The organism is Geobacillus sp. GHH01 (assembly GCF_000336445.1).
In the GTDB taxonomy this organism is placed as follows: Bacteria; Bacillota; Bacilli; order Bacillales; family Anoxybacillaceae; genus Geobacillus; species Geobacillus zalihae.
Map to the genome: position 1 here is coordinate 2,813,378 of NC_020210.1, position 22,829 is coordinate 2,836,206.

Here is a 22,829-nt window from a genome sequence, read left to right on the forward strand (position 1 = left end):
TTGAAAAAATCACTGATTTGTTGATTTTCCCTTACAAGCGTAAATAGAGTTCAGAAAAAATCAAGTACAACTTTTGGTGAAGAGCCAAAGAAATGATGATCAGGAATAAAATAGAAATCCATTCATCTTAAAACGGAGGATCCCACACGCCGCCTGGTGATCAAAAATATTCTACCATTTTGATGACCGTATAGGCAATGCCAGCGCCGATCAATGGACCAACCGCCACCCCATGAAACAGTGAAACCGCGAGGATGGTTCCGAGCACAAGCGCCGCTGTCATATGCGGGTCATGGGCAAGGAGCGTTACTCCATTTTTGGCGATCAAGGCGACAAAAATGCCAGATGCGAGCGCCACCCAGGCCGACAACGACTGCAAAGAGCCGACAAGCTGCCGAAAGCCGATCTCCCCAGAGGCGATGGGAGCGAGCACGGCGATCGTAATGACCGTCACTCCCCAGTTGATCCCTTTGGACTGAATGATCGGCAGCACTTTTTGATCCAAGCTGACAAGTTTGATGGCCAACAGCACAACGACGGCGACAATAAGCGACTTGTTTTTCGCAAGAAAGCCGAGCGCAAGCAACAACAATAAAAACAACACCGGTTCGTTCACGGTCGTCCGTCCTTTCCTATGAAACTTGTCTTTTTGCTTCCCCGTAAGAAAACGTGTAATATATCAATATGGAACGTCGTTGGAGGTGAAACATTGTCCCGAGTTTATGTTGATCGCTTTTTGCGCTTTTTTCTTGTCATCGCCGCTGTCGCGCTCGGCGCCATCGCTGCGTACTACATCGCGACGGTGACGTATCCGTTCATCATCGCCTTTTTCATCGCGATGATCATCAACCCGCTCGTCGATGCTTTGGAGCGGAAAGCGAAAATGCCGCGCTGGCTAGCGGTCAGCGTCACGCTCATCATGTTGTTTGCCGCGGTCGCCGGCTTGGTCACGCTTCTTGTTGCCGAAATCGTTTCGGGAACGCAATATTTAGCCCGCGTCGTGCCGGAAAAATTTCAAGCATTGATCACGTATATGGAGACGTTCGTCGCCGACCAAATCATCCCGATTTACAAAGATTTGGCCGGGATGTTTAAAAGTTTAAGCGCCACCCAACAGGATACGATTATGCAAAACATTCAAGCCGTCGGAAAAAAAATGGGGACGACGGTTGGTGAATTTGTCCAAAGCATCCTGCAAAACATTCCGCAGCTTCTCGCCTGGCTGCCGAATGCCGCGACCGTGTTTATTTTTTCGCTGTTGGCGACGTTTTTTATCAGCAAAGACTGGCGGCGTCTCGTGCGCATGGCGCAGCAATGGCTGCCGACGAAAGCCCGCACAAGCGGAAAAACGGTGTTTCTTGATTTAAAGCGGGCGCTGTTTGGCTTTATCAAAGCGCAGGCGACGCTCATTTCGATTACGACGGTCATCGTGTTGATCGGCTTGCTTATTTTGCGCGTCGATTACGCCATTACGATCGCATTGATCATCGGGTTCGTCGATCTTTTGCCATATTTGGGAACGGGGATTGTATTTGTTCCTTGGATCATTTACACCATGGCTAGCGGCGACATTCCGTTTGCCATCGGATTGGGCGTGCTGTATGTCGTCGTCCTCGTCCAACGGCAAATCATGGAGCCGAAAGTGCTTTCTTCAACGATCGGCCTCGATCCGCTCGCCACGCTCATCGCCTTGTTCGTCGGCTTCAAGCTGCTCGGCTTTCTCGGCTTGATTGCCGGCCCCGTCGCGCTTGTCATCATCCGCACGCTCCATAGCGCCAATGTTTTTCGTGATCTTTGGCGCTTTATTATCGGCAAGCCGACCACGTAATCGAAGGGAGCTGTCTCAAAAGCTCGGCTTTCTATAATAGGAATACAATCTTTCGTTTCACAAAGATGTTTAATGGGTATACAGGACGATGCGAAAGGGTGTCCCGCTGCTTTTGGGACACCCTGTTTTGCTGCAACGTCCGTTACAACACGCTCGCATGGCCGCGGTAGACGGCGCCAAAGCCGCCATCGACCGTGATCTCTTGCCCATCTTTAAACAAGCTTGTGGCATTTTCCACCCCGACGACGACCGGAATGCCAAGGCTTAAGCCGACGACCGCCGCATGGCTCGTCAACCCGCCTTCCTCAGTAATGATCGCCGCTGCTTTTTCGAGAGCCGGCATCATATCGGCATCGGTGCTGATGGTGACTAAAATGCCGCCCTCTACCATTTTTTGGCACGCCTCTTCCGCCGTTTTGGCGACGACCGCCTTGCCGAATGCCGACTTGCGACCGATGCCTTGCCCTTTGGCAAGCAAGTCGCTGATGACGTGCACTTTCATTAAGTTCGTCGATCCCGTTTCGCCGACCGGCACGCCGGCCGTGATGACGACCAAGTCGCCGTGCTTCACCAAGCCGGAGCGCACTGCCGCGTCGACCGCCACATCGAGCATTTCATCGGTTGTATTGACATGCGGTGCTTCTTTCGTATACACGCCCCAAATGAGCGCCAGCCGCCGCGAGACCGCTTCGTTTGATGTCACCGCGATGATCGGGGCTTTCGGGCGGTATTTCGCCACCATCTGCGGCGTTTTTCCGCTCACCGTCGGCGTCACGATCGCCGCGACATCCAAATTGAGCGCCGTGTGGGCGACCGATTGGCCGATGGCATCGGTGATCGTCGTTCGGCTCTCTTTCGTGCGCTGGGACAAAATGTCGCGATGCTCCAGCGCCTGCTCGGTGCGGAGCGCGATTTGGTGCATCGTCCTTACCGCTTCGACCGGATACTGGCCGGCTGCGGTTTCTCCGGAAAGCATGACGGCGTCGGTGCCGTCAAAAATGGCGTTGGCGACATCGCTCGCCTCAGCCCGCGTCGGCCGCGGATTGCGCTGCATCGAGTCGAGCATTTGCGTCGCCGTGATGACCGGCTTGCCAAGCATGTTGCACTTTTTAATGAGCATTTTTTGAATGAGAGGCACTTCCTCAGCCGGAATCTCAACGCCAAGGTCGCCGCGCGCCACCATGAGGCCATCGGCGGCTTCCAAAATTTCATCGATGTTGGCGACGCCTTCTTCATTTTCAATTTTCGCGATAATTTGGATATGTAAGGCGTCATTCGCCTCGAGCAGCTCGCGGATTTCGAGCACATCAGACGCCCGGCGCACAAACGAGGCGGCGATGAAGTCGATGCCTTGGCGGATGCCAAATAAAATATCGGCTCGGTCCTTCTCGGTGATGCCCGGCAAATTGACACGCACGCCGGGGACATTGACCCCTTTTTTGTTTTTGAGCACACCGCTGTTTAAGACGGTCGTGACAATTTCTCCAGCTTGCTTGTCGACTGCGTTGACTTCAAGGCCGATCAACCCGTCGTCCAGCAAAATTTTCGAACCAACGGACACATCATCGATCAGCCCCGGATAGGTGACAGAAATTTTTTCCGGCGTGCCGAGCACTTCGCTCATCGAAATGATGAGCTTTGCCCCTTCCTTCAGTTCGATGGCGCCGTTCTCCATATTGTGCGTGCGGATTTCCGGACCTTTCGTATCGAGCAAAATGGCGACCGTTTGGCCCGTCTGCCTCGCCGCCTCGCGAATGTTGGCGATGCGCCGCCCGTGTTCCTCATGATCTCCGTGCGAAAAGTTGAGGCGCGCCACGTTCATCCCCGCTTCGATCAATTGCACGAGCTTGTCTACGCTCTCGCTGGCCGGCCCGATCGTACAGACGATTTTCGTTTTCCGCTTCATCACTTCTTCTTCCTTTCCCCTCGGGAATTAAATCGACAGCTCTTTCGACAAGGTATACATCCGCTGATCGACCGTATGTGTTTTCGCCAACGCTTCGGCAATGTCATGGTCCACGATTTGGTTGTTTTGAATGCCAACGCAGCGGCCGCCTTTGCCTTCAAGGAGCAGCTCGACCGCATGGGCGCCGAGGCGGCTCGCTAACACGCGGTCAAACGCCGTCGGCGATCCGCCGCGCTGCACATGGCCAAGCACCGTCACGCGCGTCTCAAAGCCGGTCGCCTCTTGAATTTGCCGTCCGAAGTCGACGCCGCTGCCGACTCCCTCGGCGACGATGATGATGCTGTGTTTTTTGCCGCGTTCATGGCCGCGCTTCAAGCGAGCGATGATGTCGTCCATGTCGTAGTCCGCTTCCGGAATCAAAATCGTCTCCGCCCCTCCGGCAAGCCCCGACCATAGCGCAATATCGCCGGCATGGCGGCCCATCACTTCGACGACGTACGTCCGCTCATGCGACGTCGCCGTGTCGCGGATTTTGTCAATGGCGTCAATGACCGTATTGAGCGCGGTGTCAAAACCGATCGTAAAATCGGTGCCTGGAATGTCGTTGTCGATCGTCCCGGGCACGCCGACGCACGGGAAGCCGTGCTCCGTCAATTTTTTCGCCCCTTGATACGACCCGTCGCCGCCGATGACGACCAGCCCTTCAATGCCGTGCTTTTTCAGCTGCTCGATCCCCTTTTTCTGTCCTTCTTCCGTCTTAAACTCCGGGCAGCGCGCGGTATAAAGGATGGTGCCGCCGCGATGGATGATGTCCCCGACGTCCCCGACTTCCAGCTTTTTGATATTGCCGGCGATCAACCCGGCATACCCGTGGTAGATTCCGTACACTTCCACCCCATGGTAAATCGCTTTGCGGACGACAGCGCGAATGGCCGCATTCATGCCCGGCGAGTCGCCGCCGCTTGTCAACACACCAATCCGTTTCATCATTTCCACCTCGTTTGCATTGAATTGCACACGTCCGACCTCATACGTCTTCTTGAACATCCCTAATGTACCATGAACAACAGCGGAACACAATACAGAAGCGATCGATGAAACGGCTTACAAAAGTGGATTTTTTCACGATAGAACAAAGCTGTCCCGCGACGGAGACAGCTTTTTCCTTATCTTGCCCGAATCGTTTCCGGCAAAAACGACACTTGGCCCATTTGTTTAAATTTTTCATAGCGCTGCCGGACGAGCTCTTCGCCGTCAAGCGCCAACAGCTGTTTGAGCGAACGGCGCAGCACGCGGTCAATTTCTTTTGCCTGCTCGTCGGCGTTGCGATGAGCGCCGCCTTTGACTTCTGGAATGATTTCATCGATGACGCCGAGCGCCTTTAAGTCATGAGCGGTGATTTTCATCGTTTCCGCCGCCCGCTGCGCCAATGAGGCGTCTTTCCACAAAATCGCCGCCGCCCCTTCCGGCGAGATGACCGAGTACGTCGAATTTTCCAGCATATGGATATGATTGCCGACGCCAAGGGCAAGCGCCCCGCCGCTTCCGCCCTCTCCGATGACGATGCAGACGACAGGCACCGTGAGCCCAGCCATTTCAAACAAGTTGCGGGCGATCGCCTCGCTTTGCCCGCGCTCTTCGGCCGCTTTGCCCGGGTAGGCGCCTTTCGTGTCGATAAAGCAGATGATCGGCCGCGAAAACTTTTCTGCCTGCTTCATGAGCCGCAGCGCCTTCCGGTATCCTTCCGGATGCGGCATGCCAAAGTTGCGGCGCAAGTTTTCTTTCGTATCTTTGCCGCGCTGGTGGCCGATGACCGTCACGGGGAGTCCGTCGTATTTGGCGATGCCGCCGACGATCGCCTCGTCATCGCCAAAGCAGCGGTCGCCGTGGCACTCAAGAAAGTTCGTAAACAACCGCTCGATGTAATCGAGCGTCGTCGGCCGCTGCGGGTGGCGGGCGATTTGCACGCGGTCCCACGGCGTCAAATTCGCATAAATCTCGTTTTCCAGCTTGGCGAGGCGCGCCTCAAGCTTTTCGATTTCCGCCGATAAATCGACATCCGCCGTTTTCATGAACTCTTTCAACTCTTGAATTTTGCGGCGCAGCTCGACAAGCGGCTTTTCGAATTCTAATTCCGCCACCATCCCTCTTCCCCTCCTTTTTGATGAAGATCCAAGACGACCGCAAGCGTTTCTTTCAGCTCGTGGCGGTGAATGACGGCATCAAGCTGCCCGTGCTTCAGCAAAAACTCCGCCGTCTGGAAATCGTTCGGCAGCTCTTCGCGCACCGTCTGCTCGATGACGCGGCGGCCGGCAAAACCAATGAGCGCCCCCGGCTCGGCAAAGTTATAATCCCCAAGCGAGGCGAAACTCGCCGATACACCGCCGGTCGTCGGGTGGGTCATGACGGAGATGAACAAGCCGCCGTCGTTGCTGAACCGTTTGAGCGCCGCGCTTGTTTTCGCCATTTGCATGAGGCTCAACACCCCTTCCTGCATGCGGGCGCCGCCGGAAGCGGTGAAAATGAGAAACGGCATCTGCTGTTCGCGCGCTCGTTCGACGGCGCGGGTGATTTTTTCGCCGACGACCGAGCCCATGCTGCCCATGCGAAACGATGAATCCATGACAGCAATGACGAGCGGATGGCCATAAAGCGCTCCTTCGCCGGTGACGACCGCCTCGTTCAGCCCTGACTTGCGCCGGTCTTCTTCCAGTTTTTCGATGTAGCCCGGAAAGCCGAGCGGATTGACCGAGATCATATCGGCGTCATACTCGCGGAAGCTGCCGTCATCAAGAAGGCTTGCAATCCGTTCACGCGCCGGCATCGGATGATGGTAGCCGCAGCTTAGGCAAACGCGCAAGTTTTTGATCAACTCTTTTGTATACATAATTTTCTTGCATTGCGGACATTTCGTCATCACGCCTTCCGGCACTTCATGCCTCGCTTGTTCTGAAGGCAGCGGTGCATACTTTTTCTTTTTCACAAACAAGTCTTTCCACACGAGGGAGCCCCTCCTTTGCGTTTTCGCCTCTCTACTACTTTATCGAAAATGGACATCATTGTTTGTCAAACGATGTCCGGCCTGTTTCGACAACGGCGAAGGCCGTTGCGCCTCCCAAACGGCGACAGTCTCCGCCGGATCTTGCCTTTCCAAAGCGGCAAGCAGCTGTTCATAGCTGGCGTCGGCAAGGGGCGGCTCGGGCGCAAATGAAGCGGCAAACCCCGACAGCACCCGCCAAATGCGGGCGAGCAAAACATTGCCAGCCGCTTCCACCACCGTCTCGAAAAACCGCGCGAAATCAATCGGTTTTTGACGAACGATTTTTTTCAACTCGTCTACGTCCTCCGCGCTCCGGCGCCGACACGCAAGGGCAAGCAACAGGCGCTCGATGAGCCATTTTGTTTCCGCCAAATCGGCCTTCGCCCGTTCGTTTTCCAACAAAAACATCGCCAACAGGTCGATCAGCTGGTGGCTGCCAACCTCACGCCTATACCTCCCCTCACCGCGCCGCGTTTCAATCAAGCCGAGAAATTCAAGCGCCCGCAACGCCTCGCGCACCGATGAACGCCCGACGCCGAGCCGTTCGGCCAGCTCGCGCTCCGACGGCAGCTTGTCGCCAGGGGCTAAGTTGTCTTCCGCCATCATGCGGTGGATATGTTTCAACGTCTCGGCATACACGTTCTCCTCTTTGATACAATGACCCCTCTCCCTCGCTTCATCCACTGGTCTGACCACCTAATGGTTATACGATATAACAAAATAGCGAAATAGTAAAGGGTGACTTATTTGACAGCGACGCGCCCAGCACCGAATAGAGAGAGCAATTCGTCGACAAGCGGCGCGGTGAAGTCAACCGCATACCGTTCCGGCAGGCGGAGAAGCTTCCGCTTCGCTTCGTCGTATAAATAAACCGGAATGCTTCCGTGGTGTTGTTCGAGCAGCTGCTTCAACGCCGCAAGCCGCGGTCCATCCGATAGCGCATGGCCTGCGTTAATATACAGCGCTGACACGAGCAGGCGCTCGGCGCGGCGAATGATGAGCTGACGCCGTCCGCCGCGCACCTCAATCGTTCCGGCAAGCAATACAAACTGTCCTTCTTTCAATACGTCCGCCGCGCGGCGGTAAACGTTCGGAAACGCCACCGCCTCCAATTCCCCGCTCTCATCGCCGACGGTGAAAAACGCCATTTCTTCACCCTGCTTTGTTCTCGTTTTCCGTATGCGGACGACCGCTCCCCCGACTACAGTTGACGGACCTTGCACATCGGCAACACACACCGCCCCCGCCGCTTGCAGCAACGGGCGGCACACCGCCGCCGGATGCGGGGTGACGGCGAAGCCAAGAAACTCCGCTTCCCGCCGCCGCCGTTCGGACAAAGGCCACGAATGTGCGGCAGCATATTTCGGTTTTAACGACAGCCCTCCGGCTTGCAGCGCCTGAACCCATTGCGCATGTTCGATCGCAATGTCAATGCTGGCAAGAAGCGAAGCCCGATCTGCACCGAACTCGTCAAACGCCCCAACGGAAATGAGCGCCTCGAGCGCCGGGCGCCCGAGCCCTTTTGGCAGCAAGCGAGCAGCGAAATCAAAGAAGTCGGCAAACGGTCCGTTCGCTTTCCGCTCCTCGACAATCAGCTTCGCCGCCGAGCCGACTTGCTTCACCATCGCGAGCCCAAGGCGAATGGCGCTCCCCTCCACAAAAGAGCGAAAACCGCTTTTGTTGACCGACGGCAAAAGGACGTTGATCCCTTTTCGCGCCGCCTCCCAATAGTACACCGCCGCTTTTTCTCGGTCGCCGGAAGCATTGGTGAGCATGACCGCATAAAAACAAAGCGGGTAATGAGCTTTCATATACGCCATCGCATACGACAACAGCGCATAGCTGACCGCGTGGCTTCGGTTGAAGCCGTAATCGGCAAAGCGGACGATGTGTCGGTACAGTTCCTCGGCGACTGCTTTCGGATAGCCGTTCGCCACGCAGCCGGCGACAAACGCCTGACGCTGCTCAGCAAGCAGCGCTTTCTCTTTTTTCGCCACCGCCCGGCGAAGCACGTCCGCTTGTCCGAGCGAAAATCCGGCAAGCCGGGCGGCGATTTGCATAATTTGCTCTTGATAGATCAATACCCCGTATGTCGGCGCTAAAATCGGCGCAAGGTCAGGATGGATGTATTCAATCGGCTCCTCGCCGCGCTTGCGCCGGATGTAAACGGGGATCATTTGCATCGGCCCCGGCCGATACAAGGCATTGACGGCGACGACATCTTCAAACTCAGACGGCCGCAGCTCGGCGAGCACGCGCTTCATCCCGCTTGATTCGAGCTGAAAAATGCCGTTTGTATCTCCAGCGCCAAGCAGCGCGTACGTTTTTTCATCATCAAGCGGCAACGTGCGGATGTCAAACGGCTTTCCGGTCTGCCGCTCGATCAAACGCACGATCTGCTCGATCAACGTGAGCGTGCGCAAACCGAGAAAATCAATTTTCAGCAATCCAAGCGCTTCAAGCGCCCCCATCGCGTATTGCGTCAGCGGCCATTCGCCATGGCTTGGCTGCAGCGGCACGAAGCGAACGAGCGGCTCCGGGCTGATGATGACACCAGCAGCGTGGATCGACGTATGGCGCGGCAGCCCTTCCAGTTTTTGCGCAACAGCCAGCCACTCTCTCCCTTGCGGAACCGCTGCCACCGCGCGCCGAAAAGCGGCGGACTCGGCATGCCATTGGCGGAGCGTCACACTTTGTTTGCTCGGCAAGAGCGCCGCAACCTGTTCCGCCTCCCGCCCAGGGACGCCAAGCGCTTTGGCCGTCTCGCGCAGCGCCGCTTTGGCGCCGAACGTGCCGAACGTAATGATTTGCGCAACGCGGTCGCGCCCGTATTTATCCGCCACATAGCGAATCACTTCTTCGCGCCGGTCATCAGGAAAATCCAAGTCAATATCCGGCACCGACGCCCGCTCCGGATTTAAAAACCGTTCAAACAAAAGCCCATACTTGATCGGATCGACATCGGTGATCGACAATGCGTAGGCGACAAGCGACCCGGCCGCCGAACCGCGGCCCGGGCCGGTTAAGATGCCGCGCCGGCGGGCGTAGGCGAGCACATCGGCGACGATCAAAAAATAGTCGCTGAAATGAAGCGACTGAATCACATCCAGCTCATGCGAAAGCCGACGCCAGTAGCGCTCATCGGCCGACGGCACGCGTCGGGCGAGCCCTTGTTCCGATAAGCGGCGCAAATAACTGTCGGCCGTCTCTCCGTCCGGAACGGGATACGCCGGCAGCCGCCAGCCGCCAAACTCGATCTGCAACTCGCATTGATCGGCGATCGCCAGGCTGTTCTCGAGCGCCTCCGGCAAGTCCGCAAACCGGCGCGCCATCTCCTCTGGCCCCGCCAAATAGCGGCCGTTATCGTCCTCAATGTCAGCGAGCAGCGCGCCGCGGCCGATGGCCTGCAAGCAACGCCACGCCACGGCATCGCTGCGCTCCACGTAACGGACGTCGTTCGTCGCCACGATTGGGACGCCGGTTTCCTCCGCCAGCTGCAACAACCCGGCTTCATATGGGGCTCGCGTTTGCTCGCCGCGCTGAACGGCGACATACAGCCGTCCTGGAAACAGCTGATGATAGCGGCCAAGCGCCTCTTTCGCCCGCTCCCATTCGTCGGCGGCCACAAGCGACTCGACGCGTCCCTCGCTTCCGGGAGTGATGGCGATGATGCCGCCGCTTAAGCGCACAAGAGCGGCTTCCTCCATATGCTTTGTTTCCCCCATTTGTATCATGGTGCTGATTTCAAGCAAATGGCGATACCCCTCTTCATTGGCGGCCAACAGCACGAGCGGGAACGCTTCCTCCCCAGAAAGAGCGACATCAGCCGTCACGCCGATAATCGGGCGAATGCCGTTCTGCTTGCATTCCCGGTAAAACGGAATAGCGCCATACAACACATTCCGGTCCGTAAGCGCGAGCGCTTGATAGCTGAGCTGTTTCGCCCTCGCTGCAAGCGCCTCCACCGCCGCCGCACTTTGAAACAAACTGTATCCGCTCAACACATGCAAGTGGACGAACATCATGACCATCCCTCCCTCATCCGTGCGCTTGACGGGCGAAAACTTTTCTTTCGGCTACATACTCCGTCCACCCTATTGATATACATAGATAAGAGAGAAAGAAAGGGCGGGGAAACGCATGAACGAAAAAGCGGCCTTCTTGCCGGCGTTTATTCAAAGCTATTTTATCGCCGTCGGCGTGCTGCTTGGCGGCGCCATCATCGGCGCGCTCGGCGCGTTTTTGAGCGGCGGCCAGCCGCTGACGGCCATGTACCGATTTGCCGGCGATTTGCGCATTTGGGCGGTCGTCGCCGCCATCGGCGGGACGTTTGACACGTTTTACGTCGTTGAGCGAGGGCTGTTTTTAGGGGAAACGAAAGACATCGTGCGGCAATTTTTGCTCATTTTGTCCGCCATGGGCGGAGCACAGACCGGAGTGGCGATCATCACGTGGCTGACGCAGGAGCACATTTCGCCATGAGAATTCCTCCGTATTACCAATACCCGTCATGGCAGCGCTTTTTCGCCGGTGCGGCGATCGGAGCGCTCATCAGTTGGTTTGTCTTTTTGTATATTTTCGGCGTCTTGCAGGAAAAACAAGTGCAACACGTCAATGAGCTCAACGAACAGATCGCCGATTTGCAAAACGAAATTCGCATTTGGCAGGAAGACTATATTCATTACAATAAGGAAATGAAAAAAAAGCTGACCGTGCAGGACGTTTCCGTCCATCTCGCCAACGCCGAGCAATATAAACTTGATTCATACACGACGTTTCGCATTGAAGACAGCGTCAAAGAAGATTTGTCCCATTTGATTGCGAAAGATATCGAAACAGTGTACAACAGCCGCGAACTGATTGAGCGGGCAATTGAAAACAAAACGTATACGATCCACGAGAAGACATACCGGCTTGAACTTCACACACTCACGATCTTTACCTTGTTGGCCGTCGAAGTGAAACTGACGCCGCTTTCGTAGAGCGCGCCTTGCCGCCCCATTCCGCCGCGGTGGAGTGCCAAACAAGCGCGTCTTGCGGGAAAAGAGGGTGTCCCGAAAGCCTTCGGGACGCCTTCTCCTATCAACATGACGCTTCATTTGAAACAACAACTTTGTGACATACTCCCACCACCTACGCTTCGCTTAGAGGTGGGGGCTTCTCGGGTAATCCCATCTCATGATGGGAAGTTGACCGAGCGATCCCCGTGTGCCCCACGGTTTTACTGAAATTCACCTCCCACTTTCACTTCGTTTAGAAGTGGGAGACTTCTTTCGGAAAGATGTTAAAACCACCCGTTTCCGTCACCGCTCAGCCCGACAGACCGCTTTTACGTCTTCAATCACGCGATCCGCTTCCTCCCAAGAAGCAATGGACGCACCGGCTGCGAGCGGATGGCCGCCGCCGCCGTAGCGTTTGGCGACCACATTGATGACCGGCCCTTTGGAACGGAAGCGGACGCGGATTTCCCGTTCTTCCTCAATGAAAAACACCCAGGCGACAATGCCGTCAATATTGCCGAGCAAACTGACGAGCTGCGACGCCTCAAGCGGGGTGACGCCGTATTCCTCAAGCAGCGCCCGCGGCATTTTCACAGCCGCCACCCCTTCCTCGATCATAAAGTTCGACAACACATAACCGCTTAAGCGGGCGAGCGGCAAGCTCGTCCGATACAATCCGTCGTACAATTCCGTCAGCGAAAAGCCGTACGAAATGAGCTCCCCAGCGTAGCGGAACGTTTTTTCACTTGTGCGCGGAAACAAAAAGCGGCCCGTATCGCCGACAATGCCGGCGTAAATGAGACGCGCCGCCTCAACGGTCATCGTCAACCCTTCCTCTTTCCCCGCCAAATAAAACTCATAAATCATCTCGCTTGTCGAACTGGCGGCGGTATCGACCCACATAATGTCGCCATACGGCGTGTCGTTCGGGTGATGGTCAATTTTAATGAGCTTTCGCCCGAGCCGATAGCGGCTGTCGCAAATCCGCTCCTCATTAGCTGTATCGCAGACGATCACGAGCGCCTGCGCGTACACAGAATCATCAATGACATCCATGTTCCGCAAAAACGACAGCGACGGATCGTCCGTTCCGACCGCGTACACCCTTTTTTTCGGAAACGACGCCCGAAGCAACGCCGCCAACCCGCCTTGCGACCCGTACGCGTCCGGGTCCGGGCGAACGTGGCGGTGGATGATGATCGTGTCAAATTCACGAATCGCATCAAGAATTTGTTGATGAACCGGTTTCATTCGTTCTTCCCCTTTAGTCACCTGTCATATTCAACCGCTGGCATTTTTCCCTGCTTCTATGTACAATGAAAAAAGAAATGAACAACGGAGGGACCCAACCATGCCAGCCTTGGTTATTTTCATTATATTTTCCTTTTCGTTTTACGTCTATTATAAAATCCGCTACGTCCGCTCCCATCGTCCGATGGAACGCCGCTTTCTCTCAGCGAAATCGAGCATGGCGCTTGGACTGTTCGTTGCCTTGTTCGGGATCAACCAATTGTTTTTGTATCAGACAACCGTGACCTATATCATCTGCGCCATTTTTATCGCCTTAGGCTTCGGGAGCGTTTGGGCCGGCTACCGCGCCTACCGCTGCTATCTGCCGCAGGCGGTCGAAGAGGCAAAGGAAGCGGCAAAACAAGGGTAATGCCGTTTGGCGTATGCGCCGGCCAACGATAAAGGAAAAGGATGTTCCCATAAGGAAGTGGACATCCTTTTTTTCCTTTACCGTTTATCGGTCGATCAGCTGGCACATCATCATGGCTTTGCCGACAAGATCGCCTTCGTTATACACTTCGACATCCACTTTGCCGAACTTGCGCCCGAGCTCTAAAAGCTTTGCCCGCACGTCGACCGTGCTGTCGATTTGCACCGGCTTGATGAAGTAAATCGTGATATTTTCCATCACCAAATCGCCGCGTTTGTACGCGCGAAGCATGCGCGCCGCTGCTTCGGTGACGATTGTCGTAAACACGCCGTACGAGAGCGTCCCTAAATAGTTCGTCATCTGCGGCGTAATCGTGCAGCGAAACAGCGTTTCTTTGTCGCCTGACTCACGAAACTGGGCGGTGATGAGATCATCGATCGTCTCCCCGACTTGCGGCTGACGCTGCGCCATTTGCAGCGCTTTTAACACGTCTTGGCGGCTGATGATCCCTTGCAGCCGGTTATGGTCATCAACGACCGGAAGCAGTTCAATCCCTTCCCATACCATGATGTGCGAGGCAAATGCGACCGATGTTTTTCCGTTCACCGTAATCGGCTGCTTCGTCATCACCTTTTCGACCGGCAGCTGCCGGTCGACATCCAGCACGTCTTTTGCCGTCACAATGCCTTGCACTTTCAACTGGTCGTCGACGACCGGAAACCGGGTATGGCGCGTCTCGCGATTTAGCGCATACCAGCGCTCGACGGGATCGTCTGTATATAAATAGGCTGTTTTCTCGACAGGGGTGACAATGTCCTCAACGAGCACAATCTCCTTTTTGATCAGCTGGTCATAAATCGCCCGGTTGATCATCGTCGCAACCGTAAACGTGTCATAGCTCGTCGAAATGATCGGCAGCTGCCGCTCATCGGCGAGCTTTTTCACGTGGTCGGCCGTGTCAAACCCGCCGGTGATGAGCACGGCCGCCCCGGCTTCAAGCGCCAGTTCGTGCGCCTTCGTCCGGTTGCCGACGATAAGCAAATCCCCTGCACCCGTATAGCGCATCATCGCCTCCAGCTGCATCGCCCCAATGACGAAGCGGTTGAGCGTCTTGTGCAGCCCTTCCCGCCCGCCGAGCACTTGTCCGTCGACAATGTTGACGACTTCAGCGTACGTGAGCTTCTCAATGTTTTCCTTCCGCTTTTTCTCGATCCGAATCGTGCCGACGCGCTCGATCGTGCTTACGTATCCTTTGTTCTCCGCATCTTTGATCGCTCGGTACGCCGTTCCTTCGCTCACGCCCATTTCCTTGGCGATCTGCCGGACGGAAATTTTCTCGCCGATCGGCAGCCGGTGGATGTATTCTAAAATTTGTTCATGTTTGGTCGCCAACGGTCTTCACCCTTTACGCATTGTTACTTTCATTATACAGGGCTCAGCAGCGGGGATTCAACGGTCGCGCCGGCCATCAGAAAGCGCCCTTCCCAAAGTGGGAAGGGCGCCGCTGTTACAGCTCGATGCTTTCGCCTGGCTTCAGAGCACGGCCGACACCCGACGGTAGAAGCGAGACGAACCGTTCGGGGTCTTGGACAATCGGCGGGAACGTGTTGTAATGGATCGGCACGACGAGTTTCGCTCCGAGCCACTCGGCGGCAACGGCCGCGTCTTCCGGCCCCATCGTGAAGCTGTCCCCAATCGGCAAAAAGGCGACATCGATGTTATGGCGCTCGCCGATCAGCTTCATGTCGGAAAACAGCCCGGTGTCGCCGGCATGGTAGATCGTTTTCCCTTCGGCCGTGAACAAAATGCCGGTCGGCATGCCTAAATAAATGATTTGCTTGTCCTCGGTCACAAACCCGGAGCTGTGGAACGCCTGCGTCAACTTGACCGTGCCAAAGTCAAATTCGCGCGCCCCGCCGATGTTCATGCCGAACGTTTCAACCCCTTGCCAGCTTAAATATGTCGCCAGCTCAAATGTGGCCACGACAAGGGCGTTGTTCCGCTTGGCGATCTCCACCGTATCGCCGACATGATCCCCGTGTCCGTGCGTGAGCAAAATGACATCCGCTTTCACATCCGCCGCGTTCAAATCGGTCGTCGCATTGCCGGTGATGAACGGGTCGATCAAAATCGTTTTTCCGTTCGTCTCAATGCGGACAACCGAATGGCCATGGTAGCTGATTTTCATCGTCACATCTCCCCCTTCCCTTCCCATGATTCGCCGCCATTCGCCCATTTCCTTCTTTTCCTGCCTGTCCATTTACAAACGGCCCGTTTCTTGGTACGCTCAAAATGGACAACAGTGAAAAAAGGAAGGAATGGGACGATGAACAAACGGTTGCAAGCATTTTCCTCTTGGCTTCAACAACAACATAGTTCATTCGCCTTCGTCACGTCAAGTGCGAACGTGTTTTATTTGAGCGGATTTCGGTGCGACCCGCACGAACGGTTGCTGGCGCTTTTGGTCTTTCCTGACGGCGAGCCCGCGCTCGTCTGCCCGCAAATGGAAGTCCCGCGCGCCCGCCGGAGCGGCTTTGGGCATACGGTGATCGGCTACGACGACAGCACTGACCCGTGGAACGAGATCCGCCGCCATCTCGAAGCGCGCGGCATCAAGGCCGTCTCGATTGCCGTTGAGAAAAACGATTTGTCGTTCGCCCGTTTCGAGCGTCTCTCGGCATTGTTTCCAAACGCCAAGTGGCACGACGCCGAAGAAAAGCTGCGCCAGCTTCGCCTGATCAAGGATGAGCAGGAAATGAAGGTGTTGCGCCAGGCGGCGGAACTTGCCGACAAAGCGATCGAAATCGGCGTCTCGGCCATCCGCCCGGGCGTGACGGAGCTCGAACTTGTCGCCGTTATTGAATATGAGCTGAAAAAACTCGGCGTTGAAGGGATGTCGTTTCCCACGACCGTGCTCACGGGCGCAAAATCAGCCGATCCGCACGGCGTGCCGGGAACGGCGGCGGTCGCACCGGGGGATTTCGTGCTGTTCGATTTAGGCGTCATCGTCGATGGGTATTGCTCCGACATTACCCGCACCGTCGTCTGTCAGACGGCAAGCGACGAACAGCGGCTCATTTACGATACCGTTCGGCGCGCCCAGCAGGCGGCGATCGACGCCTGCCGCCCGCAAACCGCGATGAAGAAGATCGACCGCGCCGCCCGAAACGTCATCGAACAAGCCGGCTACGGAGACTATTTCACCCACCGCGTCGGGCACGGCTTAGGGATCGAGATCCACGAATACCCATCGCTTCATGGCGCCAACAACGAACCGCTCGCCCCCGGCATGGTGTTTACAATCGAACCGGGCATTTACGTCCCATCCATCGGCGGCGTGCGCATTGAAGACGACGTCGCGGTCACGGATCATGGGGTTGAGGTATTGACGTCGTTTTCGAAGGAGTTGATCATTGTTTAACATCTTTCCGAAAGAAGTCTCCCACTTTGAAACGAAGTGAAAGTGGGAGATGAATCTCGGTTGGCGTCAGCCAACGAATAGGATAGAATATGGCTAGAACGGACACCTTCGGAACGAAGGGAAGCGTAAAGGGTTCTTGTGTGTGGCTTACCGTTCGGCGAACACACACAAGTCGCTTGAAGCCCCCATCTCTAAGCGAAGCGTAGGTGGTGGGTAGTTCACCGAGAGAGGCCATTGGCAAAAGCTGTCCGCCGGATCGATCCCGAAGCCGATTCGGACAGCTTTGTTTTCTCATCGCCATCAAGGCGGCTCCATCTTCATGATTTCATCCGTGCAACAACGAATGAACATCCGTATACGGCATGTTGTGCGCCGCCGCGACCGCTTCGTACACGATGTGCCCATCGAGCGTGTTGATCCCTTTTAACAGCGCCGGGTTATCCAAGCACGCGGCGCGGTAGCCTTTGTTGGCGATTTGCAAGGCGTATGGGATCGTCACATTCGTCAAGGCAAACGTTGACGTACGCGGCACCGCACCCGGCATGTTGGCGACGGCGTAATGGACGACGCCGTGCTTGACGTATGTCGGATCGTCATGCGTCGTGACGCGGTCGGTCGTTTCGAAAATGCCGCCTTGGTCAATGGCGATGTCGACCAACACCGATCCCGGCGTCATCGAGCGCACCATCTCTTCCGTCACCAGCTTCGGCGCTTTCGCCCCCGGGATCAAGACGGCGCCGACGACCAAATCCGATTCGCGCACGCACTCGGCGATATGGTACGAGTTGGACATGAGCGTCGTCACGTGGTCGCCGAACAAATCATCGAGCTCGCGCAGCCGCTCGGCGTTAATGTCCAAAATCGTCACGTCTGCCCCGAGACCGACCGCGATTTTCGCCGCGTTCGTCCCCGCCGTTCCGCCGCCGATGATCGTCACTTTGCCGCGCCGCACTCCGGGCACGCCGCCAAGCAAAATGCCTTTTCCGCCGTGCGGCTTCTCAAGAAACTGGGCGCCGACTTGCACGGACATGCGGCCGGCGACTTCACTCATCGGCGTCAACAGCGGCAGCGAGCCGTTCGCCAGCTGCACCGTCTCATAGGCGATGCCAACCACCTTTTGTTCGACGAGCGCTTTCGTGAGCGCTTCGGCCGCGGCCAAATGCAAATACGTAAATAAAATGAGCCCTGGACGGAAATATCGGAACTCCTCAGGCAGCGGTTCTTTCACTTTCAACACCATCTCCGCCGCCCAGGCATCTTCCGCTTTTGTCACGATCACTGCCCCGGCTTTTTCATATTCAGCGTCAGAAAACCCCGACCCAGCGCCGGCTTCCGTCTCCACATACACGTCATGCCCCGCTTTGACGAGCGTCATCACGCCGGCCGGGGTAATGGCGACACGGTTTTCATTGTTTTTGATCTCCTTTGGAATGCCGATCTTCATCACATTTTCCTCCTTTTTCCTTCCCGCTTCTCCTTTTATTGTGCCCCGTTTCGCGCAAAAGCAAACGAAAAAGGAGGAGGCGCTGGTCTCAACGGAAAAGATGGCGGTAAATGACGTTTGCTCCGCCGGTGACGTCAATGACGGCGCCGGTGATGAAATCCGAGTCGTCCTCGCATAAAAACGCGATCACGCGGGCGATATCTTCGCCTGTGCCCGGGCGCCCGACCGGCGTTTCCGCATCCCTTCTCGCGCGGGCGTCGGCGATCCCCGCTTCTTTCATATCGCCGACAATGTTGCCTGGGCACACCATATTGGCGGTAATTCCATATTCTGCCTCTTCCAAGGCGATCGTTTTCGTCAGCGACACCAATCCGACTTTCGCCGCGCCGAACGCCGAGCGGTGCACCCAGCCCGGGGCGTCCGCCGCTCCTTGAAATCCGTACGTAATGATGCGGCCAAACCGCTGTTTTCGCATAATCGGGATCGTCCGCCTCACTAAATGGAAGACCGAGCTCAAATTGCCTTCAATCATTTCGTACCATTCGTCTTCCGTATAATCGGCCAGCTTTTTCCGCTCGAAAATGTAGGGGCCTGCGTTGTTAATAAGGCAGTCAATGCGGCCGAACCGCTCCATGGCTGCATCCACTAACCGCTCCAAATCCTCTTTTCTCGTCACATCCCCTTTCACAAACTGAAGGCGGTCGGCGGCGCTGCGGTGCTTCTCGGCAAGCGAGCGCACCGCCTGCTCATCGCTCCGGTAGTTCACCGTCACCGAGTAGCCTTGATCAAGCAACAGCTCCGTCACCTTTCTCCCCAATCCTTTCGCTCCGGCCGTGATCAACGCATGCCGCACCCTTCTCCCTCCTCGTCGCGATTTGCGGTCTCATTTTTACTTTACTACAAACAAGGGGGAATACAAAAAAATAACCATAGCGCATGGGCGCCATGGTTATTCGCCGACTTCGCGGCGCGGGTCGTAATACGATTCGTCATCGTCAATGATGCCGCTCTCGTACGATTCGGTAATTTGTTCGGTGATCGTCCTCACTTCTTCCTCCTCGTACTGCCAGTCGTTATGCCGCTTTTCCATCGCCCTTCCTCCTTCTTTCACAAAATCTCAATATATGGTCTAGTTTCCCGCCAGTTCAGCGAGGGTATACTATATAGAGATAACATTTTTATCCAAAGGGAGTGGAGAACATGACGATGACGTACAAAACGATCGTCGTCGCCGTCGATGGCTCGAAGGAAGCGGAATGGGCGTTCAAAAAAGCGGTTCAAATCGCCAAGCGAAACGGGGCGAAACTCATTTTGACCCACATCATCGACTTGCGCGGCTTTACGACCGTTGAAGCGCACGATTATGCCCTCGCCGAACGTTCGGAACAGTATGCGAACGAATTGCTTGAGCGGTATAAAAACCAAGCCGTCGCCGCTGGACTCGACGATGTGGACACCGCGGTCGAATTCGGCTCGCCGAAAGTGAAAATCGCCAAAGACGTCGCTCCGAAATACAAAGCCGACCTCATCATTTGCGGGGCGACCGGGTTGAACGCGGTCGAGCGGTTTCTGATTGGCAGTGTCTCGGAAAACATCGTCCGCCATGCGAAATGCGATGTGCTTGTTGTGCGGACGCCGAAAGAATAGCCTTCCGCGCTCAACGAATGCATCCATTCTCTGTGCCGCCGGCAAATGCCAAAAAAGAACACCCCGCCGTTACGGGGTGTTTAGCTTTTCTTTCGCTTTTTCAAGCGCCGCCCGCACTTCGGCAAAACCGGTGCCGCCGGCGCTGTTGCGGCGGTTGACGGCCGTGCGCGGGTTCAAGGCGTCATAAATGTCTGCGTCAAAGAGCGGCGACGCCTCCTTATACACGTCAAGCGGCAAGTCGGCCAAAAAGACGCCTTTCTCAATGCAAAGCAGCACGAGCTTGCCGACGACCTCATGCGCCTCGCGGAACGGCATGCCTTTTGCCGCCAAGTAATCGGCAAGCTCGGTCGCGTTCGAAAAGTCTTGTTTCGTCGCCCGCTCCATGACGTCCGTGCGCACGTTCATCGTTTCAATCATGCCGGTGAAAATTTTCAGCGACCCGATGACCGTCTTTACTGTATCAAACATGCCTTCTTTATCTTCTTGCATATCTTTGTTGTAGGCGAGCGGCAGCCCTTTCATCACCGTGAGGAGCGCCATCAAGTGGCCGTACACGCGGCCGGTTTTGCCGCGGATGAGTTCGGCCATGTCCGGGTTTTTCTTTTGCGGCATGATGCTGCTGCCGGTCGCAAACGCATCATCCAGCTCAATGAACTGGAACTCTTGGCTTGACCAAAGAATCAACTCCTCGGCCAACCGCGACAGGTGCATCATGAGCATCGAACTGTTGCTTAAAAATTCGATGATGAAATCGCGGTCGCTCACCGCATCAAGGCTGTTTTCGTAAAGATCGGCAAAGCCCAAAAGCTCCGCCGTCCGATGCCGGTCGATCGGAAACGTCGTCCCGGCGAGCGCCCCGGCGCCGAGCGGCGAGCGGTTGATGCGCTTTTGCGACTCGGAAAACCGCTCATAATCGCGCTCGAGCATCCAAAAATAAGCCAGCAGATGGTGGGCGAACGAAATCGGCTGCGCCCGCTGCAAATGCGTATATCCAGGCATGATCGTTTCGACATGCTTTTCGGCTTGAGCGACAAGCGCCCGCTGCAGCCCGCGGATGAGGCCGAGAATCTCTTCAACCCGCTTGCGCAAGTATAGATGCATATCGGTCGCCACTTGGTCGTTCCGGCTCCGTCCAGTGTGCAGCTTGCCGCCGACCGGTCCGATGTCGTCGATCAACATTTTTTCAATGTTTAAATGAATGTCCTCGTAGGCAATGGAAAATTCGAGCTCCCCTTGCTTCGCCTTTTCCAACAGGCGGATGAGCCCGCCTTTGATCTGCTCCACATCGTCTTCAGGCAGGATGCCGCATTCGCCAAGCATCGTCACATGGGCAAGGCTGCCTTCAATGTCTTCTTCAACGAGCTCTTGGTCGAATGGGATCGACGCGCCAAACTCGTCGACCCATTCTTCCGCTGTTTTCGTAAACCGTCCGCCCCAAAGCTTTTTCACGAATCTCGCCGCAGAGGAATGCGACTTCCTCCTTCCTTTCATGAAGTTCCCTTCATTTTCCTTCATTGGCCGGTCGGCACCGACGCCTTGTTTTGCTTGTTCACGATGCTGTTGACTTTCGTCGGCAGGCCGTACAGCGAAATGAATCCGACCGCCGCTTGATGGTCAAATTCATCTTCGGACGTGTATGTTGCCAATTTTTCATCATAGAGCGAGAACGGCGATTTGCGCCCTTCGACGATCGCATGGCCTTTAAACAGCTTCACGCGCACGACGCCGGTGACGTTTTTCTGCGTTTCTTTCAAAAACGCGACCAACGCGTCTTTCAGCGGTGAGAACCAAAGACCGTTGTAAATGACTTCGGCGATTTTTTGTTCGATGATCGGTTTGAAGTGCGCAACTTCCCGCACCAATGTCAAGTCTTCGAGCTCTTTATGCGCTTTGATGAGCGTGATCGCCCCCGGGCATTCGTACACTTCGCGCGACTTGATGCCGACAAGGCGGTTTTCGACGTGGTCGATACGGCCGACGCCGTGCTTGCCGGCCAACGCGTTCAGCTCCAAAATGAGCTGCGCGAGCGGATACGCCTTCCCGTTTAACGTCACCGGCACACCTTGTTCAAAGCCGATCTCGATGACATCCGGCACATCCGGCGCGTTCTCAAGCGAAGCCGTCAGCTCATACGCCTCTTCCGGCGGCGCCGCCCACGGGTCTTCCAAAATGCCGCACTCGTTGCTTCGTCCCCACAAGTTTTGGTCGATGGAAAACGGGCTGTCAAGGTCAACCGGAATCGGAATGCCGTGCTGTTTCGCGTATTCGATTTCTTCCTCGCGCGACCAGCTCCACTCGCGCACCGGGGCAATCACGTCCAAATCCGGATTGAGCGCTTTGATCGACACTTCAAAGCGCACTTGGTCGTTCCCTTTCCCCGTGCAGCCGTGAGCCACCGCCACCGCGCCTTCGAGCTCGGCGATTTCAACGAGTTTTTTCGCGATGAGCGGACGCGACAGCGCCGAAACGAGCGGATATTTCCCTTCGTACAACGCGTTCGCCTGCAAGGCGATGAGCGCATACTCGTTCGCAAATTCGTCTTTGACGTCGATGACATACGATTTGATCGCCCCGACTTTGAGCGCTTTTTCTTTCACGAAATCGAGGTCTTTCCCTTCCCCAAGGTCCAAGCAGCACGCGATCACATCATATCCGCGCTCCTGGAGCCACTTGATCGCGACTGATGTATCTAAACCGCCAGAGTATGCCAGCACCAATTTCGGATTTGCCATGGTCGTTCTCCTCTCCTGTCACATAAATATACTTAAATATAAATAAATATTCAAATTTAATACATTATCACTTTATCAGCTTTCCCGTGATTTTTCAATACTTATTCAACAAGAAAGAATAAAAATTCCTCACCGATATGCGGAAATGTTT

Annotated in this window: 21 protein-coding genes; 6 read left to right on the forward strand and 15 right to left on the reverse strand. The window is 55.7% G+C overall.

Annotated features, from left to right (window positions below; translation table 11 throughout):
• Positions 1-160 precede the first annotated feature (160 nt).
• Complete coding sequence (locus GHH_RS13895) at positions 161-616, reverse strand: DUF441 domain-containing protein (protein WP_015375587.1); 456 nt, start codon at positions 614-616, stop codon at positions 161-163.
• Positions 617-709: 93 nt separating this feature from the next.
• On the opposite strand from GHH_RS13895, the gene ytvI reads away from it, so the two are divergent.
• The gene (gene ytvI, locus GHH_RS13900) at positions 710-1,828 is read left to right on the forward strand and encodes a sporulation integral membrane protein YtvI (RefSeq protein WP_015375588.1); all 1,119 of its coding nucleotides are present in this window, start codon (positions 710-712) and stop codon (positions 1,826-1,828) included.
• Positions 1,829-1,970: 142 nt separating this feature from the next.
• Here ytvI and pyk read toward each other — a convergent pair whose 3' ends face one another.
• From pyk to dnaE, 6 genes are all read right to left on the reverse strand, one after another.
• On the reverse strand, positions 1,971-3,734 hold the full coding sequence (pyk, locus tag GHH_RS13905) for a pyruvate kinase (protein ID WP_015375589.1): 1,764 nt from the start codon (positions 3,732-3,734) through the stop codon (positions 1,971-1,973).
• Between the two features lie 27 nt (positions 3,735-3,761).
• On the reverse strand, positions 3,762-4,721 hold the full coding sequence (gene pfkA / locus GHH_RS13910) for a 6-phosphofructokinase (RefSeq protein ID WP_015375590.1): 960 nt from the start codon (positions 4,719-4,721) through the stop codon (positions 3,762-3,764).
• A 179-nt stretch (positions 4,722-4,900) separates the two neighbouring features.
• Positions 4,901-5,878 carry an acetyl-CoA carboxylase carboxyl transferase subunit alpha gene (gene accA / locus GHH_RS13915; protein WP_011232215.1) on the reverse strand — a complete coding sequence of 326 codons (978 nt, stop codon included), beginning with the start codon at positions 5,876-5,878 and terminating at the stop codon, positions 4,901-4,903.
• Positions 5,863-6,735, reverse strand: a complete 873-nt coding sequence (gene accD / locus GHH_RS13920) for an acetyl-CoA carboxylase, carboxyltransferase subunit beta (RefSeq protein ID WP_015375591.1) — start codon at positions 6,733-6,735, stop codon at positions 5,863-5,865. The genes accA and accD overlap by 16 nt, the downstream gene beginning before the upstream one ends.
• A 39-nt stretch (positions 6,736-6,774) precedes the next feature.
• Complete coding sequence (locus GHH_RS13925) at positions 6,775-7,458, reverse strand: FadR/GntR family transcriptional regulator (RefSeq protein WP_015375592.1); 684 nt, start codon at positions 7,456-7,458, stop codon at positions 6,775-6,777.
• 59 nt (positions 7,459-7,517) lie between these two features.
• Positions 7,518-10,799 carry a DNA polymerase III subunit alpha gene (gene dnaE / locus GHH_RS13930; RefSeq protein ID WP_015375593.1) on the reverse strand — a complete coding sequence of 1,094 codons (3,282 nt, stop codon included), beginning with the start codon at positions 10,797-10,799 and terminating at the stop codon, positions 7,518-7,520.
• A 115-nt stretch (positions 10,800-10,914) separates the two neighbouring features.
• Here dnaE and GHH_RS13935 point away from each other — a divergent pair, with 115 nt between their 5' ends.
• Positions 10,915-11,256 carry a YtrH family sporulation protein gene (locus tag GHH_RS13935; RefSeq protein ID WP_011232219.1) on the forward strand — a complete coding sequence of 114 codons (342 nt, stop codon included), beginning with the start codon at positions 10,915-10,917 and terminating at the stop codon, positions 11,254-11,256.
• The gene (gene ytrI / locus GHH_RS13940) at positions 11,253-11,756 is read left to right on the forward strand and encodes a sporulation membrane protein YtrI (RefSeq protein ID WP_015375594.1); all 504 of its coding nucleotides are present in this window, start codon (positions 11,253-11,255) and stop codon (positions 11,754-11,756) included. The genes GHH_RS13935 and ytrI overlap by 4 nt, the downstream gene beginning before the upstream one ends.
• A 321-nt stretch (positions 11,757-12,077) precedes the next feature.
• On the opposite strand, the gene GHH_RS13945 is transcribed toward ytrI, so the two are convergent.
• Positions 12,078-13,025: a bifunctional oligoribonuclease/PAP phosphatase NrnA gene (locus tag GHH_RS13945; protein WP_013524308.1), complete on the reverse strand. Its 948-nt coding sequence runs from the start codon at positions 13,023-13,025 to the stop codon at positions 12,078-12,080.
• 100 nt (positions 13,026-13,125) lie between these two features.
• Here GHH_RS13945 and GHH_RS13950 point away from each other — a divergent pair, with 100 nt between their 5' ends.
• Positions 13,126-13,434 carry a YtpI family protein gene (locus GHH_RS13950; protein ID WP_013144507.1) on the forward strand — a complete coding sequence of 103 codons (309 nt, stop codon included), beginning with the start codon at positions 13,126-13,128 and terminating at the stop codon, positions 13,432-13,434.
• Positions 13,435-13,518: 84 nt separating this feature from the next.
• Here GHH_RS13950 and GHH_RS13955 read toward each other — a convergent pair whose 3' ends face one another.
• Both GHH_RS13955 and GHH_RS13960 read right to left on the reverse strand, forming a co-directional pair.
• Positions 13,519-14,826: a CBS domain-containing protein gene (locus GHH_RS13955; protein WP_015375595.1), complete on the reverse strand. Its 1,308-nt coding sequence runs from the start codon at positions 14,824-14,826 to the stop codon at positions 13,519-13,521.
• Between the two features lie 115 nt (positions 14,827-14,941).
• Positions 14,942-15,622 carry a metal-dependent hydrolase gene (locus GHH_RS13960; RefSeq protein WP_015375596.1) on the reverse strand — a complete coding sequence of 227 codons (681 nt, stop codon included), beginning with the start codon at positions 15,620-15,622 and terminating at the stop codon, positions 14,942-14,944.
• A 138-nt stretch (positions 15,623-15,760) separates the two neighbouring features.
• Here GHH_RS13960 and GHH_RS13965 point away from each other — a divergent pair, with 138 nt between their 5' ends.
• On the forward strand, positions 15,761-16,855 hold the full coding sequence (locus GHH_RS13965; RefSeq protein ID WP_015375597.1) for a Xaa-Pro peptidase family protein: 1,095 nt from the start codon (positions 15,761-15,763) through the stop codon (positions 16,853-16,855).
• A 325-nt stretch (positions 16,856-17,180) separates the two neighbouring features.
• On the opposite strand, the gene ald is transcribed toward GHH_RS13965, so the two are convergent.
• The 3 genes from ald to GHH_RS19225 form a co-directional block, all read right to left on the reverse strand.
• Positions 17,181-18,299 (reverse strand): alanine dehydrogenase, encoded by a 1,119-nt coding sequence (gene ald, locus GHH_RS13975; protein WP_015375599.1) that lies wholly within the window; start codon positions 18,297-18,299, stop codon positions 17,181-17,183.
• Positions 18,300-18,387: 88 nt separating this feature from the next.
• The gene (locus GHH_RS13980) at positions 18,388-19,152 is read right to left on the reverse strand and encodes an SDR family oxidoreductase (protein WP_015375600.1); all 765 of its coding nucleotides are present in this window, start codon (positions 19,150-19,152) and stop codon (positions 18,388-18,390) included.
• A 96-nt stretch (positions 19,153-19,248) separates the two neighbouring features.
• Positions 19,249-19,389: a hypothetical protein gene (locus GHH_RS19225; protein WP_015375601.1), complete on the reverse strand. Its 141-nt coding sequence runs from the start codon at positions 19,387-19,389 to the stop codon at positions 19,249-19,251.
• Between the two features lie 110 nt (positions 19,390-19,499).
• On the opposite strand from GHH_RS19225, the gene GHH_RS13985 reads away from it, so the two are divergent.
• A complete protein-coding gene (locus GHH_RS13985; protein WP_015375602.1) occupies positions 19,500-19,946 on the forward strand; it encodes a universal stress protein in 447 nt (148 codons plus the stop codon).
• Between the two features lie 69 nt (positions 19,947-20,015).
• On the opposite strand, the gene argH is transcribed toward GHH_RS13985, so the two are convergent.
• Together argH and GHH_RS13995 are read right to left on the reverse strand one after the other, a co-directional pair.
• Positions 20,016-21,395 carry an argininosuccinate lyase gene (argH, locus tag GHH_RS13990; RefSeq protein WP_033006568.1) on the reverse strand — a complete coding sequence of 460 codons (1,380 nt, stop codon included), beginning with the start codon at positions 21,393-21,395 and terminating at the stop codon, positions 20,016-20,018.
• 62 nt (positions 21,396-21,457) lie between these two features.
• Entirely contained in the window at positions 21,458-22,678 is a 1,221-nt protein-coding gene (locus GHH_RS13995; protein ID WP_015375604.1) for an argininosuccinate synthase, read from the reverse strand.
• Positions 22,679-22,829: the final 151 nt, after the last annotated feature.